The sequence below is a fragment of the bacterium genome (genome assembly GCA_017744355.1).
Taxonomy (GTDB): domain Bacteria; phylum Cyanobacteriota; class Sericytochromatia; order S15B-MN24; family UBA4093; genus JAGIBK01.
In genome coordinates this window covers 137,283-152,925 of the sequence record JAGIBK010000001.1, presented here as the reverse complement: position 1 = coordinate 152,925, position 15,643 = coordinate 137,283, and the positions used below count along the sequence as shown (strand labels likewise).

14 protein-coding genes are annotated in these 15,643 nt (G+C 66.7%); 5 read left to right on the top strand and 9 right to left on the bottom strand.

Going from position 1 to position 15,643, the window contains the following annotated elements; translation table 11 throughout:
* Positions 1 to 77 precede the first annotated feature (77 nt).
* Positions 78 to 1,382, bottom strand: a complete 1,305-nt coding sequence (locus tag J7643_00835) for an insulinase family protein (protein ID MBO9539116.1) — start codon at positions 1,380 to 1,382, stop codon at positions 78 to 80.
* Positions 1,375 to 2,661, bottom strand: a complete 1,287-nt coding sequence (locus J7643_00830; protein ID MBO9539115.1) for an insulinase family protein — start codon at positions 2,659 to 2,661, stop codon at positions 1,375 to 1,377. The genes J7643_00835 and J7643_00830 overlap by 8 nt, the downstream gene beginning before the upstream one ends.
* 132 nt (positions 2,662 to 2,793) lie before the next feature.
* On the opposite strand from J7643_00830, the gene J7643_00825 reads away from it, so the two are divergent.
* Positions 2,794 to 3,771: a ferritin-like domain-containing protein gene (locus J7643_00825; protein ID MBO9539114.1), complete on the top strand. Its 978-nt coding sequence runs from the start codon at positions 2,794 to 2,796 to the stop codon at positions 3,769 to 3,771.
* Here J7643_00825 and J7643_00820 read toward each other — a convergent pair.
* The 3 genes from J7643_00820 to hppD all read right to left on the bottom strand — a co-directional run bounded on the left by J7643_00820 (position 3,749) and on the right by hppD (position 6,067).
* Positions 3,749 to 4,513, bottom strand: a complete 765-nt coding sequence (locus tag J7643_00820; GenBank protein ID MBO9539113.1) for a hypothetical protein — start codon at positions 4,511 to 4,513, stop codon at positions 3,749 to 3,751. The two genes, J7643_00825 and J7643_00820, sit on opposite strands and share 23 nt — an antisense overlap.
* A gap of 42 nt (positions 4,514 to 4,555) precedes the next feature.
* A complete protein-coding gene (gene infA / locus J7643_00815; protein MBO9539112.1) occupies positions 4,556 to 4,777 on the bottom strand; it encodes a translation initiation factor IF-1 in 222 nt (73 codons plus the stop codon).
* A gap of 177 nt (positions 4,778 to 4,954) precedes the next feature.
* Entirely contained in the window at positions 4,955 to 6,067 is a 1,113-nt protein-coding gene (hppD, locus tag J7643_00810; GenBank protein MBO9539111.1) for a 4-hydroxyphenylpyruvate dioxygenase, read from the bottom strand.
* A 183-nt stretch (positions 6,068 to 6,250) separates the two neighbouring features.
* On the opposite strand from hppD, the gene J7643_00805 reads away from it, so the two are divergent.
* Together J7643_00805 and J7643_00800 are read left to right on the top strand one after the other, a co-directional pair.
* Positions 6,251 to 6,655: a hypothetical protein gene (locus tag J7643_00805; protein ID MBO9539110.1), complete on the top strand. Its 405-nt coding sequence runs from the start codon at positions 6,251 to 6,253 to the stop codon at positions 6,653 to 6,655.
* Positions 6,656 to 6,659: 4 nt separating this feature from the next.
* Positions 6,660 to 7,190, top strand: coding sequence for a hypothetical protein (locus J7643_00800; GenBank protein ID MBO9539109.1), 531 nt, complete (start codon positions 6,660 to 6,662; stop codon positions 7,188 to 7,190).
* A gap of 11 nt (positions 7,191 to 7,201) precedes the next feature.
* Here J7643_00800 and J7643_00795 read toward each other — a convergent pair whose 3' ends face one another.
* Both J7643_00795 and J7643_00790 read right to left on the bottom strand, forming a co-directional pair.
* Positions 7,202 to 7,915: a DUF2490 domain-containing protein gene (locus J7643_00795; protein ID MBO9539108.1), complete on the bottom strand. Its 714-nt coding sequence runs from the start codon at positions 7,913 to 7,915 to the stop codon at positions 7,202 to 7,204.
* Positions 7,916 to 7,948: 33 nt separating this feature from the next.
* On the bottom strand, positions 7,949 to 11,662 hold the full coding sequence (locus tag J7643_00790; protein ID MBO9539107.1) for a hypothetical protein: 3,714 nt from the start codon (positions 11,660 to 11,662) through the stop codon (positions 7,949 to 7,951).
* A gap of 209 nt (positions 11,663 to 11,871) precedes the next feature.
* Here J7643_00790 and J7643_00785 point away from each other — a divergent pair, with 209 nt between their 5' ends.
* Both J7643_00785 and J7643_00780 read left to right on the top strand, forming a co-directional pair.
* On the top strand, positions 11,872 to 12,036 hold the full coding sequence (locus J7643_00785) for a hypothetical protein (GenBank protein MBO9539106.1): 165 nt from the start codon (positions 11,872 to 11,874) through the stop codon (positions 12,034 to 12,036).
* A 151-nt stretch (positions 12,037 to 12,187) separates the two neighbouring features.
* Complete coding sequence (locus J7643_00780) at positions 12,188 to 13,480, top strand: phosphatidylserine/phosphatidylglycerophosphate/cardiolipin synthase family protein (protein ID MBO9539105.1); 1,293 nt, start codon at positions 12,188 to 12,190, stop codon at positions 13,478 to 13,480.
* 84 nt (positions 13,481 to 13,564) lie between these two features.
* On the opposite strand, the gene J7643_00775 is transcribed toward J7643_00780, so the two are convergent.
* Positions 13,565 to 14,665 (bottom strand): phosphomevalonate kinase, encoded by a 1,101-nt coding sequence (locus tag J7643_00775; GenBank protein ID MBO9539104.1) that lies wholly within the window; start codon positions 14,663 to 14,665, stop codon positions 13,565 to 13,567.
* Positions 14,662 to 15,642 (bottom strand): diphosphomevalonate decarboxylase, encoded by a 981-nt coding sequence (mvaD, locus tag J7643_00770; protein ID MBO9539103.1) that lies wholly within the window; start codon positions 15,640 to 15,642, stop codon positions 14,662 to 14,664. Before mvaD ends, J7643_00775 begins: the two co-directional genes overlap by 4 nt.
* Between the last annotated feature and the right edge of the window lies 1 nt (position 15,643).

The window sequence follows — 15,643 nt, the reverse complement described above, 5'->3', positions numbered from 1 at the left end:
GGCGTGTCTCCTTCAAGCAATAGCTTGACACGCGCGACTCACACCCGCGATCACACCGCCCGCTCGCACGACCTGGTTTACGCGGCGACCGCCTCCTTGACCTCGCTCGGCTTCACCAGCGATACGGTCATCACCGACTCGTCGAAGAGCTCTTCGAGGCGCTGCATGCCGTCCGCGACCGAGATGCCTTCCATGAGGGTCGGCACCTGGAACAAGTCCGCCTCCTGGAAGAGGTACGAAGTGAACTCGTACGAGAGGTGCTCGGGCGAGTTGAAGACCCTCAAGAACTCGCCGATCTTGCGGTTGCGCGTCCGGTTGAAGGCCGCCTCCGAGATCCCCTCGCGCTTGGCCTTCGCAATCCCCGCCTTGAGGCGCGCGATGAGCTGCTCGGGGGCTTCAGTCTCGCCGCCCACGTAGGCGAAGCTGAAGCCCAGCGAGGACTCGTAGTCGAAGCCGAAACTCGGGTCGATGAGGCCCGCGTCGTCCAGCTCCTGGTAAAGGTCCGAGCTCTTGCCGAAGACCGTGTCCATCAGGATGCGGGTCGTGAGGTCGCGACGCACCAGGTCGTGGCCCGTCAGCCCCAGCTCGCGCTCCTTGAAGCCGATCATGCACAGGGGCTTGGCGATGGGCATGGCGATCTCGCTGTAGGGGCTTGCGATCGTCGGGGGCTCCTCGGGGAAATGACGCTCGATGACCGCCTGGGCGACGAAGTTCTTGGCGGCCTGATTGTCACGGATGAGCTGCATGAGGCGCTCAGGGTCGAAGTCTCCGACCACCACCAGCACCATGTTGGTGGGGTGATAAAACGTCTTGTAGCACGTCATGAGGCTCTCGACGTCGATCTTGTAAATCGACTCGATGGTGCCCGCGATGTCGATCCGCGCCGGGTGGACGTGGAAGAGGTTCTCCATCAGGGCCCGGTAGGCGCGCCAGTAGGCCTGGTCGTCGTACATCCGGATCTCTTGCTCGATGATGCCCTTTTCCTTGGCGACGTTCTCGTCGGTCAGGTACGGGCGCTGCACGAAGTCGAGCAGGGTGTTGAGGTTGGCGTCGACCTCGCCCGTCGCCGAGAAGAGGTAGCTGGTGCGGGTGTGGCTGGTGAAGGCGTTGGCCGAGGCCCCCTGGATGGCGAACTTCATGAAGACGTCGCCTTCGGGCTCTTCGAAGAGCTTGTGCTCCAGGAAGTGGGCGATGCCGTCCACCACCTTGATCTCGGGATGACCCTCGACGTTGAAGTGGTTGTCGATGGAGCCGTAGCGGGTGGAGAACATGCCGTAGGTCTTGGCGTAACCCGGCTTGGGCACCAGGTAGACCGTCAGGCCGTTGGGCAGGACCTCGAAGTAGGTCGTTTCCTTGAAGGTATCGTAGGTGGTCTTAAGCATGGGTGGCCTCCACGGTTTCCTTGTCCCTGAGGAAGTAGACGGTGTCGAGCGAGACCTTGCGGGCCATGGCCTGAAGGTCCTCGACCGTGACCTTCTCGATGGCTTCGAGCAGCTCGGCGACGTTTCGCGGGGTGTGCTCGACGCCCTGGACCAGGGCGAAGTGGGCGAGCTGGCCCGGCGAGTCCGCCATCTCGCGGTAGTCGTTCGCGATCATGGCCTTGGTCTGGAGCAGTTCGTCCTCGCAGACGTCGCCCTTGGCGATCGCCTCCAGCTGCTCGTGGATGATGGCGGTGGCCTTCTCGAAGTTCTCGATGTTGATCCCCGCCTGGATCATCAGGAGGCCCTTGTGCGAGTCGAAGCGCGAGAACGCCGAGTAGGCGAGGCTCGCCTTCTCGCGAACGTTGGCGAAGAGCTTGGAGTGGGCGTAGCCACCGAGCACGCCGTTGTAGACCGTGAAGCGCGGATAGTCGCTAGACGCGAAGGTCACGGGGGTGCGGAAGCCCATCACCAGCTGGCCCTGGTTGACGTCGAAGCGATCGACAACCTCGCGCGGGGTGCCGGCGGTCGCCTTCACGACGGTGGGCGGCAGCTCCGCCACCTGGCGACCCGGGATGACGAGGGCCGAGCGCAGCATGGCCGTCACGGCGTCGGGATCCACATCGCCTACCACGAAAACGTCGATGGAGCTGGTCTTCAGCCACTGGCGATAGTGGGAATAGAGCCGCGCGGCGTCGATGCCCGCGAGATCCTCGATGCGCCCGTACGAGAAGAGGCGGTAGTCCTCGTCGGCGCACATGGAGGCCACGCACCGGATGGCCGCGTAGCGGCCCTTGTTGTTGAAGAGGCCCTCGACGCGCTTGCGCAGCGCTTCCTTCTCCAGCTCGACGGCCGTCGCACGGAAAGCCTCGCCGTCGAGAGCCGGATCGAGCAGCACCTCGGCCAGGAGCTTGATCCCCTGTTCGAGCAGCGCGGGGGCGTGACTCAGGAACTTCTCGTTGGGAACCTCGAGCTCGAACTGGGCGACCTGACGCTCGCCGATCTTGAACATCATCGAATCGAGCGAGGCACCGTACAGGTCGTCGAGACGCTCTTGTAGGCCCTTGACCGTCGGGGTCTTGCGGGTACCGCGCTCGAGGACCGCGGGGATGAGCGCGTTCAGGGTCACCGTCTCGGGCCGAAGCGGAGAGAGGATGTCGACCACGATCGTGGTCGTCTTGAACTTGGCGGTGGGTAGGACGTGGATGCGAAGGCCGTCGGCCTCGCTGGTTCGAAACTTCATCTCCATCCTTTGCTCCCTTCTTTGAGACATCCCATGGTAGCAGACCCTCGGGGATCCGAAAAACCGCCGCCCATCCGCCTTCAAGATGCATTACAATTAGTTTGTCATCGTTTGCATGAGGGAGCCTTCAGCATGGACGCCAAGATCCGCGATCCCCAGCAGATCATCGCCCTGTTCAACCGGAACGTGGCCCTGGAGCACGGCGCCATCTACCAGTACCTCCAGCATGCCTATGCCATCGGCGAGATCGGGGTCGGCGCCGAGATCATCAACATCGCCCGGGCCGAGATGCGCCACATGAAGTACTTTGCGGGCATCATCACCGAGCTGGGAGGCGTCGTCACCCTGGAACGCCCCGCCGTCGAGCTGCGGGCGGCGAACCTGCACGAGATGATGGTGCTCGGCGCGGCCGCCGAGGACGAGGCCATCGAAAGCTACACGGCCCAGCTCGATCTCATCGATCACCCGGGGGCGCTGCGTGTGCTGGAGCGGGTGATCCTCGACGAGGAGCTGCACAAGGAGCAGTGGGGGGAATTCGACGCCGAGGTGGCCGAGCTCGCCTACCAGGCGAGCTATCCGAGCCCCGGGCCCGTCCAAGACCCTGCGCTTGCCGCCTTGCTCAACGGCGCCTTCGAAGAGGCCTACAACGAGGTGCTCGTCTACCTCCGCCATTACTTCCAGAGCAGCGACTGGGAGGCCAAGGACTTCCTGTTCGAGAACTCGGTCTGGAAGATGCGCCAGATGGGCCTGATGGCCGACAAGCTCCACGAACTCGGAGCGGACCCGAGCTTTCCCTGGCGCCCGGTGCCCATCGAGGGCGCCCTCTCGGACCGCATCGCCCAGGCCATCGCGATCGAGCAGGCGAGCGTCAAGCGCTACCAGCAGCTCTCGGGCTGCCCCGTGCCCCACGAGGTGCGCAGCATCCTCAAGAATGCGCTCGGCCAGTCGGTCTATCAGCAAAAGCAGATGGAGCTCTTACGGGATCTCAACACGCGCGAGGGCTTCGCCGAGCCGGGGTACGTCCCTATCCAGGAAGCGATCGCGCCCCCTGCGGCCGCTCCACGCCCCGCCTACACGGTAGGCAGCCTCATCGACCAGCCGGCTCCGTAGGCGTCGCGCGCGAAAGCACGCTCGCGAGGCGATGGGCCAGGCCTCGAAACACGGAGGCCTCCTCCGGCGATAGAATCGCCCGAGACAGGACGCGCCGTAGCAGGGCCTCCTTCTGGGCGCGGTTGTGAGGCTTGAAGAAGCCACCCGCAAGCAGAGCCTCCGCCAGGGCCGCGGCAACGCTTGCGACCTCGGGCTCCGCGGCGATCGCCGTCAAAGGGGTTCCCTCGGCAGCGGCTTGATCCATCGAAGCCAAGAGCCATTCATACGCCACGATCATCACGGCCTGGGACAGGTTGAGCGACGGGTTCGCCCCGGTGGGGATGCGCACGAGCTGGTGACAGCGAAGCAAAGCCTCTCGCGTCAAACCGTTCTTTTCGTTGCCAAAGAGGAGGACGACCTCGCCGCCGCCGGCCGCATGGCGCGCCGCCAACTGAGCCGCTGCGCGCGGCGCGAGCATGGGGACGTCCTGCAAGCGATGCTGCGTGGTGCCGACGACAAGGCTGGCGCCTTCGAGCGCCTCGTCCAGGGTGGACACCACCTGCGCTTGGTCCAGAATGGGCGTGGCATGGGAGGCGAGTTTGTAGGCGTTCGGATGGTGCGGCAAGGCCGTGCCGGGCTCGGCGATCACGAGGCGCGCCAGATCCGAGTTGGCCATCGCCCGGGCCACGGAACCGATGTTCTCGGGAAAGAACGGGCGGACGAGCACCACCCGGGTTCGAGAGAGCAAGGATGGGGGGGTCATCGTCAGCGCTTACCCTCAGCGGCCATGGGCCATGCGGACCGCCTAGACACGGAGGCGGAACGTGATCCGACCGCGGCTGAGATCGTAAGGACTCAGCTCGACCTTGACCTTGTCGCCAGGCAACACCTTGATGAAGTGCTTGCGCATCTTGCCCGCCAGGTGGGCGAGCACCGTGTGACCGTTGGGGAGGTTGACCCGGAACATGGCGTTGGGCAACGCCTCCAGCACGGTTCCCTCCAGCTCGATCATGTCTTCCTTGAGCATCCAATTCCCCCCTTTCGTCCCGCCGCAGCGGTGGATGTCCCACGATTATAACCGCGTCCGGCGGAAGAGAATACCGCCGGACGCTGGGTAGAGCGTTCAACCAAACTGTTCATTCAAGCCGCAAAGCGGCACAACACGACACATGCCTGGTTTGGTTGGATGCTCTGCGGAAGTGGGTTAGAGGTTGCCGCGCAGGGCCTGCTCGCGCTCGATCGATTCGAAGAGGGCCTTGAAGTTGCCCTTGCCGAAGCTCTCGGAGCCCATGCGCTGGATGATCTCGAAGAAGACGGTGGGACGGTCCTCGAGGGGCTTGGTGAAGATCTGGAGCATGTAGCCCTTGTCGTCCTTGTCCACCAGGATGTCGAGGGCCTGGAGGTCGGCGAGGCTCTCGTTGATGGGGCCGGTACGCTCGAGAAGGTCCTGGTAGTAGCTCGCGGGCGTGCTGAGGAACTCGACGCCGTTGGCCTTGAGGGCGGCGACGGTCGTGAGGATGTCCTTGGTGATCAGCGCCAGGTGCTGGACGCCGGGCTTGCCGTAGGAGTCGATGTACTCCTCGATCTGGGACTTCTTCTTGCCCTCGGCGGGCTCGTTGAGGGGGAACTTGACCCGCTCGTTGTCGTTGGCGACGACCACCGAACGCAGCGCCGAGTACTCGGTGCTGATGTCCTTGTCGTCGAAGTTGGCGAAGTGGTGGAAGTCGAACACGCGCTGGTAGAACTCGACCCAGGTGTTCATCTCGTTCCAGCCCACGTTGCCCACCACGTGGTCGATGTACTCGAGGCCGACCGGGGCGCAGCCGAGGCCCTTGCGGGGCGCGTAGCCGGGCAGGAAGACGCCGGCGTAGTCGGCGCGCTCGACGAAGGTGTGGATGGTGTCGCCGTAGGTCGCCACGCTCGCGAGCACGACGCGGCCGTTGGCGTCAGAGCGCTCGGTTGGCTCCATGATGCCGGTGGCGCCGCGCGAAATCGCCTGGTTGTAGGCGAGGCAGGCGTTGTTGACGATGATGGCGACGTCCTTGACGCCGTCCCCGTGGGCCTTGACGTGCTCGGAGACCGGGTGCTCGGGGGTGAGGGCCGTGGTCAGGACGAAGCGAATCTTGCCCTGCTGGAGCACGTAGCTCGCGCGATCGCGCTGGCCCGTCTCGGGGCCGGCGTAGGCGACCGTATCGAAGCCAAAGGCCTTCTGGTAGAAGTAGGCGGCTTGCTTGGCGTTGCCGACGTAGAATTCGACGTGGTCGATACCCGTCATGACGACGGTATCGGTGCTGGACGGAGTGAGCGAGCTGGCCATTTCGGGAAAAATCCTCCTTCGCGAACAAGGCTTCGAAACTACCTTGATTTGCCGGCTTGATTTGCCAGGTCCATTATAGCCGGGGAGTCTGCAACCGTCACGGATCCAGGTAGACGAGCCTGGATTGACCGTGCCCCCGGCAGGGGCGTACGGTGACGGGAGAGGCCCGAAGGGAGCGAAGTCATGGGTGATTCGCATGACGCGTCCGGCGTGCCGGACATCCTGAGACCCGAGAACCTGCCGCCCGAGTTCAAGACGCTCAACGCCGAGGCGCGCGAGGCGATCGCAAGCGGCGCGGTGACGGCGCTGGGCAACGCGCCCGGCGAGGTCGGCCCCGCGCAGGATCCGCGTGCCCTGCAGGCCCAGACCACCTCGCCCGTGGTCAACGCGCTCGCCTGGATGCGGGACGTCTCGCCCGCGGACAGTGAAGAAGGCGTCCCCGCCGAGTTGCGCGACACCCCGCCCTCGGGCGAGGTCAGCCGAGAGCTCCTGCTCGAAGGCGAGGCCCGAGCGCCGCATCTTCAGCCGGGCGTTTCGCCCGGGAACGCCGAGGCCGAGGATCCCGATTGGGACCATCTCGGAGGCTGAGACCATGTCGGCAAGTGCAGGCGGTCACAGCCTTAGCGAGGCGACGTGGTATCATCGGGACATGATCAGCAGCTCGGATGTGCAGGGCCAGGTTCGCTTCCGGTTCGGTCGGCGCGATCAACTGGTGCTCTACAAGCATAAAGACGAATCCCCCCGTCACCTGCTCCTCAAGGCGGCGGCGTATGCCCTGTTCTATCGCGAGCACGAACTGAAGGCAGATGCGAAGCTGCGCTTCAAGCGCCCCGCGGACCTCGCGGCGGTGGATCTCACCGGCGAGCCCACCTTCTGGGTGGTGGTGGACGACCTGAACCTCGCGCACCTCGAGTACACCTGCCGCCACGTCCATGCGCCGGTGGTCCTGGTCTTGCAGGAGCCGGACCTGGACGCGGTCGTCGCCCTCATCCGCAAGAACATCCACTACAAGCACACCCACCGGCACCTGACGGTGTACAACTTCGTGCAGCCCGTCGAAGACTGGCTCGACCCCGAGCAGGTCGAGATCCCCCCGGCGAGCTACGACGTCTTCCACTTCTAGGACGAGAGATCTCAGTCGCCCGGATCGAGGCTCGGCAGCAAGACAGCCGCGCGCTTCGGCGCGATGAAGAGCGAGACCAGGCCCAGGTGGTCGTGGCTCCAGGCCCCACCGGACGAAAGCCGCGACCGGTAGCCGTAGCCGATGTCGAGCCGCATGGAGTCGCTCAGGACGCGCCCGACGCCGAGATTGGCGCGGTTCTGATTGAGGCCCGCCCCCGAGAGATCCACCAGCACCTCGTCCGAGGCGTACGGGAGCCACTGGGCCCCGGCCGGGGCGTAGCTCAGGCGCAGCTGATTGCGGTAGCGCCAGCTCTCCTTCGAGGCGTTCCCGCTCTGATGATATCGGTACTCAAGGCGGTTGCGATCGCTCCAGGTGAACGCCCCCCACTGCAGGCGCAGGGTGGGCTCCAGGTCGAGGCGATGCTCTTGCTCGAAGATCCCCCCGGTCTCCTGCGCGGCGAAAGTCGAGACGTGCATGCCGACCATCAGGTGGGGCGATAGCTCCCACAGGGGCCCCAGCCGAAACGAGAGCTGGTCGAGCCCTTCGGCCCCATAGCGCGCGTCGGTCACGAAGCGCAGGCTCTCGGGGAAGGGCCCCTCGCCCGTCGAGAGAGGAAGTCGTACCTCGATGCCGTTCCAGGACTGAACGTCGGCGCGCGCCGACGCAGGGTAGAAGAGCGCCGCGGCGGCGATCGCAAGGACGGCAAAGCGAGGGAATAACTCCATGAAACGATTCCTTGGTTGTCGAGAGGCTATCCGCTAGCGCCGGTCTTGGGCGAGCGTGAAGTGCCAGAGAATGTTGAGTTCGGGGTCGAGCTCGACGATGTGGTTCTTGCCCGCGTGGACCACCAAGGTGGTTCCCTCGCTCAGACGCCAGGCGATGATCGGGGTGTTCAGCTGGATGCCGAAGCGCCCCTTGCGGCCGAGGAAGGCAGACTCCCCGCCGTACTGCCAGACGATCTCGCGCGCGGGGCTCACCTCGATCACCCGGTGGTTCTGGGTATCGGCGATGAGGGTATTGCCGTTTTCGAGGCGCACGGCGTGCTCAGGGTGGTAGAGCTGATTGGTGCCGGGGCCGCCGTAGCCACTCTGCCCGAAAGACCAGACGACGGTTCCCTTGGGGTCGATCTCGAGCACCTGGTGATCGGCCCAGTCACAGACCAGGGTGTTGCCAGACGGCAGGCGGCTCGCGTAAGCCGGGCCCTTGAAGCCTTCGCGTCCCCAGCGTACGTCGCCTGCGACCGTCACTTCGACCACGCGCCGGTTGCCGAAGTCGGCGATCAGCATGGTGCCCTGCGGGGTGCGCTCGACGCTGCGCGGCTGCGAAAGGTGCTTGGGGCCGGCTCCGGCCTCGCCGGGCTTGCCGAACTGCCAGACGATGCTCTGGTCCCGCACCTCCACGACCCGGTGATTGCCGGTATCGGCCACGAGGGTGCCGCCGTTGGGCAGGCGCGTCACGTAGTTGGGCGCAAGCAAGCGATTGCCGCCGCCCCCGACGATGCCGCTGAACTGCCAGAAGATCTGCATCTTGCGATCGATCTCGAGCACCCGCCCGCCGGTTCGATCCGCCAGGAGCACCGCGTCGGGCAGGTTCGCCGGCAGCTCGCTGCCCCGGTGCTCGGGCACGGCGATCGCAGGCTCGGGCTTCTTGGCGGGCTCGACCAGGGGCACCAGGGCCTCGGGGTTGAGGATCGGCTGGTAAGCGGGATGCGCCGAGGGGACCACGGCGCTCAGCGGGGCCGTTCCCTCGCGCGGAGCCAGGTGATGCTCCCAGACGATCGTCAGGTCGGGGTCGACCTCGACCGCCCCCTGGCGACCCAGGATGAGGGTGTTGCCATTGGCGAGGCGCGCAGCACCGCATGGATCCTTGACCGGCGTGCCCCCGCGGGCGGCCCCGGCGCGGTACTGCCAAAGCAGGGTCTTCTGGGCGTCGAGCTCGAGCACCCGGCCGTTGCCCGTGTCGGCGATGAGGGTATGGCCGTTGGGCAGCCGCGCCGCCCAGGCAGGCTCCGAGAGCTGGTTGGGGCCGGAGCCCTGGTTGCCGCCCAATCGGTTGGCGGTATTACCGTACTGCCAGACGACCGCGCCGGCCTCGTCCACCTCGATGACCCGGTGATTGCCCGTGTCCGCGATGAGGGTGCCCCCTTCGGGGGTCCTCACGGCGCTGTGGGGCTTGAAGAGGGCATGCCCCGCGCAGCCCGCGCGTCCTGCTTCGCCGTGTTGCCAGACGACCTCACCCGCAGCCGAGACCTCGACGACTCGATGGTTGCCCGTATCCGCGACGAGGGTGTTGCCGTTGCTCAGGCGGCTCGCCCAGCGGGGAGCGCGCATGGCCTTGGCGCGATCGCTTGCCTCGCCGAAGGTCCAGACGACCTTGGAGGTGAGCGGATCGACTTCGAGAACACGGTGCTGCCCGAGATCGGCCAGCAGGATGCGCCCGTTCGGCAGATAGCAAGCGGATCCCGCGACCACGTCCTTGAAGGTCCAGGTCTCGGGGCGATCGCGGTCGATCTCGGTGACGCGGCGCTTCAGATTCTCGATCATCAAGAGGCGGCGGCCGCTGCCTGCGACCAGCGCGTCGATCGAACCAGACGCTCCGGGTTGCGGCACGATCGCCGTCGTCACGGACGTCATGGGCGCAGGCGCGCCCTGAGGTTGGGGTGTGGTAGCGGGCGTCGCGGGGCTTGGAGCGGTGCCGCCAGGCACCGGGCCCGCCGAAGCAGCTTCAGGAGCAGGCCCCGGACGCGAAACAGGCGCACGGCCAGGAACCGGCCCCGCCGGTGTCGGACCTCCGGGCTTGGGACCGCCGGGCACAGGACCGCCAGGGGCAGGCGCACCGGGTGCAGGGCCCCCAGGCATCGGCCCGCCAGGGGCAGGGCCACCAGGGGTAGGGCCCCCGGGAGCAGGACCACCGGGTACAGGGCCGCCAGGAGCAGGCCCCCCGGGTCGCGGACCACCGGGAGTCGGTCCCCCAGGCGCAGGCCCCGCCCCCGGCTCGGGAGCCGCGGCAGGCGCCCTGACCACGGGGGCCGTGTTCCTCATGGCCTGGACGCTCTCCATAAGCGCGGGATAGCGCTCGGCCAGGAAACGCTCGAGCTCTTCCTGCTCGATGGGTACGATCCGCAGATTCAGTCCCCCCGCCAGTTGCAGCGCCAGCTGCTGGCACGCCGCGTCGCGCGGATTGAGCATGGCGACCGAGAGGTGGGTCGTGTCGCGCATCAGCGGCACCATGCCCATGGTCCGGATCAAGCGCTCGGGAAGCTGCGAGAGGATCAGGGGATCCAGGCCCGGGTCCATCAGCGGGCTGACCTCGTCCTCGGGCATCTGCAGCGCGCGCAGCTCCTCGCGCGAGGCAAAGCCCATCTGCACGATCACGTCCTCGAGGGTCGGACGCGGCGGCAGCCAGTCGGCAGGCGGCGCGAAAGCCAAGCCCATCGGCGGCTTGATCAAGGGGATCTCGGCGACGAGCTTGCGCTTGAGCGGATCGAAGGCCAGGATCTTGGGGGCCCCGCTGTCGCTCGCCGCCAGGATGTAGGCGAGCGCGCCGTCCGGGGTGACCACGATGGACTCGCCCGGGCCCTCGGTCAGCTTGTGGGCGGGCAGGTTCATCAGGTGACGCACCCGCAGATCCGCCGTCGAGACCATCAAGAGGCCCAGCTCGTCGCCGGCCTTGTAGAAGACCACCAAGAGGTGGCTGCCGTCCGGGGTGAGGGCCACCGGCCCCAGCGGCCCCGTCGGGAAGGGCTGGTGACGGACCTTGAGGGTCAAGAGGTCGAGCACCGTCAGGCGCGGGGTCATCCCGTCGGTCAGATAAGCGACCTTGCGATCGAGGGCCATGCCCATGGCACGGCGCGAGCCCGCCGCGCGCAGCATGATGGCGCCCGCCTGCTGGCAGGTATTGGCGACCACCACGTGGACGGTGCCCGCCCCGCGATTGGCACAGAGCACGAATTCGCCACCCGTGGAGACGGCGAAGTCGAGCGGGTGGGTCTTGCTCGCCGAGGGCGAGACCACCGGCGCCAGCAGGGTAGCCATGCGCGGGCTTTGGCCCTGGGTCGGGGGTGAGCCCGCATAGAGGAAGCTGCCGCGAGCCGTGGGAATCAGGCCGAGGGTCGCGCGATGACCGACCGAGACCGCCCCGTCGATGCCGGGCTCCTTGGTGGCGAGGACGAGCACGTCCCCGGACGAGTAGGCGGGCCAGTCGGCGAGATCCGGCGGGGGGGCCTCCTCGCCCAGCGAGATGCGCGCGCCGACCTCCTGGGTCCCAGGCACCAGGGCCACCAGGCCGTTGGTCATCGGGTCGGCGACGAAGGCGTGGGTGAAGGGGATCGCATCGCCCGCATCCCCCGACGACACCCGCGCGCGCGCCGCCATCAACTCGCGCTCGCTCATCAGGCGTGCGCTCACCACCAGCTCGGCCAGCAGCTCGTCTGAGAAGGGATCGGTTGGGGCGTGCGGGGTCGATTCGGACATCGAAACGAGGGATTCCAATCCGGTTCCGCCGAGGCCTGGCGGACCACAGGGCGCGGGTTGACCCGGGCGCGATGGTTGGTCTATTCTTGGGCAGATTTCCAGGGGTTGCGCCCCTGGAGAGCGACGAGGCGCTGATTCTCACGTGTCAGGCGAGCTATTCGCATCATAACAAAAGGAAGGGGCGACTGGAAATGGCTGTATGCCCGTTGATGAGTTACGCGAACCAGAAGGCCGAATGCGACCCCAACTGCGCGCTCTGGAAGCCTTTCGACGGCAAGAGCGGCCAGTGCGGCCTCCTCTCGGCCAACGACCGCATCGCCGAGGGCTTTGAATTGCTGGTCGACTCCCTGCGCGAGATCAAGGGCCGCCTCTAAGCCCCCTCTCATCCCCTCCAAACCACGCCCGCTCCTGATTCGGAGCGGGCGTTCTGCATTCGAAACGAATGGGTTGACTTTACGCAAAGGTTTGATTAAGATTCGGTTAATTTAACGCAAGAACTCGCGGCATCTTCCCGATGGAGGATTCATGCTGAAACAGAAAAAGCTCGCGATCATCCTCGCCTCGTCCTTGTTCCTCGCCGGCTGCGGCTTCATCGCCCCATCCGCCCTGCAGGGCTCGGATGACGCGGCAATCGAAGGCATGGGGAGCATGCCGCTCGGGCTCAACGACGAACCGACCGAAGAGATCCACGTGCCGCGCCGGGCGCTCATCGGCCCCAACCCGTGGCAGGAGAACAGCTCGGCTGCGCTCTCGGTGGGCCCGCAAGAGAACGTCGCCCTGCTCAAGGACCTCATCGACGGCGCCAAGAAGACCCTGTTCATCGAGGTCTTCAACTTCGCCAACGACTCCATGGGCCAGCAGATGATGCCCCATGTGGTCGCTGCGGCCAAGCGTGGCGTCAAGGTCTACTTCCTCTGCGACTACGTGGGCAGCAAGTTCGTGGGCGGCGCGAAGCTCGGCGCCGAGATGGCCAAGGCGGGCGTCGAGTTCCGCATGTACGCCCCGCGCTTCATCCGCCAGGACGACCAGCGCCGCGGCATCAACATCACCCACCGCAAGCTCTACCTGGCTGACGGCGATCGCGGCCTGACGGGCGGCGTCAACCTGATGTCCGAGTTCGACACCACCACCCAGGACATCCTGGTGGACTTCCGCGGCTTCCAGGCCGCCCAGCTCCACGCCGAGTTCGTCCGCGACTGGAAGCTCGCCAAGGGCAAGAACCTCCAGTACGAGCCCATCAAGACCGATCAGCAGTACGGCACGGTGCGGACCCAGACCCTCGTCACCAGCCCGCCCGAAGGCCGCTTCGAGGCCAAGATCGCGGCTTATCAGGCCATCGAGACCGCCCAGCGCGAAATCCTGATCGAGCAGCAGTACCTCTGCGACCAGGGCCTGATGGATCGGCTCTACGACGCGGCCAAGCGCGGCGTTTCAGTCCGGGTGATCGTGCCCGGCAAGTCCGGCAGCGGGCTGTTCAAGAACCTCCACACGATCGCGCTGAACGCCCTCATCAAGGCCGGTGGCCAGGCCCGCCTCTACCACAGCGGCACGGACGGCAACGCCCACGTTCACACCAAGTACTTCGGCGTCGACGACAAGTGGGCCATGTTCGGCTCGCTCAACGCCGACACCCGCGCCCTGATCGACAATCAGGAGCTGAACGTGGCGACCACCGACCAGACCCTCATCCGGGCTCTCAGGACCCGCCTGTTCGAGCCGGACTGGCAGCACTCGTCGGTAACCTACGAGTTCTCGGACTCGGACTGGTACAAGGCGCCCTTCATCAAGCTCTGGCAGATCGTCAACTACTACGTGTAAGGCCCTTCAAGTTTCAGCCCCCGATCCCAATGGGATCGGGGGCTGAGGCTTTTTAGCAGGCTGGCCTTTCGCGCAGCCGCGCAGTTACTTCGAGAGCATGAGCCCCTTGGGCGAGAGACCGACCGCGAGGGGCTCCACCGCCGACGCTTGCCAGGCAGCCTTGGCGCGTCCCAGAGGCTCGCTTCCCGCGAAGAGAGCCACGCCGCAGTCACCGCCGCCCGCACCCGAGGACTTCCCGGCTCCGCCCGCGGCCTCGGCCGCATCGGCGAAGGCGCGCAGCGCGGGCGTCTCGATGGCGACCCCCGAGGCGTCCTGCAACACGTGAATCGCCTCGCGCATCCGGCCGAGGGCCTGGACCGCCCCCATGGCATCGCGATCGCGCAGGGCCGCCGCCAGGGAGTTGGTCGCCTGCCGGCTCTGGATCAAGAAGCGCGCATACCCGGATGCCTGCCGCTCCCGCGCCTCACCGACCTGCCGGATGAGGGCCGAGGTCGAGGCAGGAACACCAGTCCAGCCGATGCCGAGCTCCAGGTCCTCGGGCCAGCCGAGAGGCTCGATCCCAAGCACCGGCCAGGTAGCATCCACCAGCTGAGCGACCGAGTCAGCCGCCGCGCGCCGCTCCTTGAGCCAATCCGGGTCGAAGGCCACATAGCGGATGGCCCCGCCGTAGGCGGCAGCCGCCACATCCAAGCCGCTCCCCGAGCCCTGGGCCTCGTGGTGGGCGAGGGCGGCGAGCTTGAAGACCTGCGCCGCATCGGGCTCTAGACCAAAGGCCGCCAGCAGGCCGCCCACCAGCGCGACCGAAACCGCCGCGCTGCTGCCGAAGCCGTACTTAGCGCCGTCGGCGCTCTCAAGCCCGCCCTCGATCGAAAGGGCGAAGGCAGCGATCGGCAGGCCCTTGTCCCGCAGATAGGCGAGCGCCACGTTGACGGCGGTGGCGGCGAAGGCCACCTTGGGCGCAGGTCCGCTCTCCGGCACCCAGCGATCGCCCTCGTAGCGGACCGGCAGGTCGAAAAGGCCGAGCGACTCCGAGCTAAAGGAATAAGCGGCAGCCGGGGTAACGCGCACGGTGATGCGGGCCTCCACGGCGACGACCACAGCGGGCTCGCCGGGCGAGAGGACGGCATACTCCCCGGCGAGCACCAGCTTGCCGGGGGCGGTGGCGACGATGCTTTTCACGTTCAAAGCAGATAGGCTCCAGGTCCGGGGCGGCAGGTGAGGACCTCTTGCACCCCGCTCACGGCCGCAAGCTCCTTGGCGAGGCGCTCGGCGTCGGCGGGGGCGCAGAGGACCTTCACATTGGGCCCCGCGTCGATGGTGAAGTAACAGGACAAGCCCTCGGCGCGCAGGGCCATGACCCGGTGCATGAGGGCGACGGTGGTCGGCTGCCAGTAGAGGATCGCAGGCAGCGTCGTGTGCATGGTGGCGTGCATCTTGAGGCAGTTGGCCTCGGCGATCTCACCCACCCGGAAGAGGTCCCGCGCGGCGATCGCCTCGCGCATGGCGTCGAGATCCGCCCCCACCGTCTGGACCCAAGCCGGGTACATGGGCGAGGTCTCGACGGTGCGGGTCATGCCCGCCCGGCTCGATACGGACTTGGGGCCGGGGGCGAGGACCGCCACCAGCATCCGCACGTCCCAGGCGTCCTGCTCGAGGATCTGCTCAGCGTACGAGTCGGTGCCGTCCTCACGCTCGCCGCGCTTCCACTCGGCGAAGCCCCCGAAGATCGACCGGCTCGCGGATCCCGAGCCCTGGCGCGCCAGGATCGAAAGCTCCCGGGGGCCGAGGTCGAGGCCCGCCGCCGCGGTGGCGGCGAGGGCGAGGGCCGCGAAGCCCGAGGCCGACGAGGCAAGGCCCGCCGCAGTGGGGAAGTTGTTCGTCGTCACGATGCGCGCCCGAGGGCTCTCGCCCCAGCGCTCGCGGACCCGATCCAGGAAAACAGAGAGCTTGTCGAGGGCCTCACCCGCGACGACCGAGCCGTTCAGCTCGGCTTCGTCATGGGCAAGCGCGTCGTCCCAGGTGACGGTGGTGGTGGTGTGCATCCCGTCGAGGGTCATGGAGATGGAGCCGTTGACGGGCAGGTTCAGCGCCGCCTGGCGCTTGCCCCAGTACTTGACCAGCGCAATGTTGGAGCAAGCCCGGGCGGTGGCGTTTGAAGGCATG

Coding starts and splice junctions, on each gene's coding strand:
- J7643_00820 (MBO9539113.1), bottom strand. CDS start 4,513: ATGACCCCCCCATCCTTGCTCTCTCGAACCCGGGTGGTGCTCGTCCGC.
- infA (MBO9539112.1), bottom strand. CDS start 4,777: ATGCTCAAGGAAGACATGATCGAGCTGGAGGGAACCGTGCTGGAGGCG.
- J7643_00825 (MBO9539114.1), top strand. CDS start 2,794: ATGGACGCCAAGATCCGCGATCCCCAGCAGATCATCGCCCTGTTCAAC.
- J7643_00835 (MBO9539116.1), bottom strand. CDS start 1,382: ATGCTTAAGACCACCTACGATACCTTCAAGGAAACGACCTACTTCGAG.
- mvaD (MBO9539103.1), bottom strand. CDS start 15,642: ATGCCTTCAAACGCCACCGCCCGGGCTTGCTCCAACATTGCGCTGGTC.
- J7643_00790 (MBO9539107.1), bottom strand. CDS start 11,662: ATGTCCGAATCGACCCCGCACGCCCCAACCGATCCCTTCTCAGACGAG.
- J7643_00795 (MBO9539108.1), bottom strand. CDS start 7,915: ATGGAGTTATTCCCTCGCTTTGCCGTCCTTGCGATCGCCGCCGCGGCG.
- hppD (MBO9539111.1), bottom strand. CDS start 6,067: ATGGCCAGCTCGCTCACTCCGTCCAGCACCGATACCGTCGTCATGACG.
- J7643_00780 (MBO9539105.1), top strand. CDS start 12,188: ATGCTGAAACAGAAAAAGCTCGCGATCATCCTCGCCTCGTCCTTGTTC.
- J7643_00830 (MBO9539115.1), bottom strand. CDS start 2,661: ATGAAGTTTCGAACCAGCGAGGCCGACGGCCTTCGCATCCACGTCCTA.
- J7643_00785 (MBO9539106.1), top strand. CDS start 11,872: ATGAGTTACGCGAACCAGAAGGCCGAATGCGACCCCAACTGCGCGCTC.
- J7643_00800 (MBO9539109.1), top strand. CDS start 6,660: ATGTCGGCAAGTGCAGGCGGTCACAGCCTTAGCGAGGCGACGTGGTAT.
- J7643_00805 (MBO9539110.1), top strand. CDS start 6,251: ATGGGTGATTCGCATGACGCGTCCGGCGTGCCGGACATCCTGAGACCC.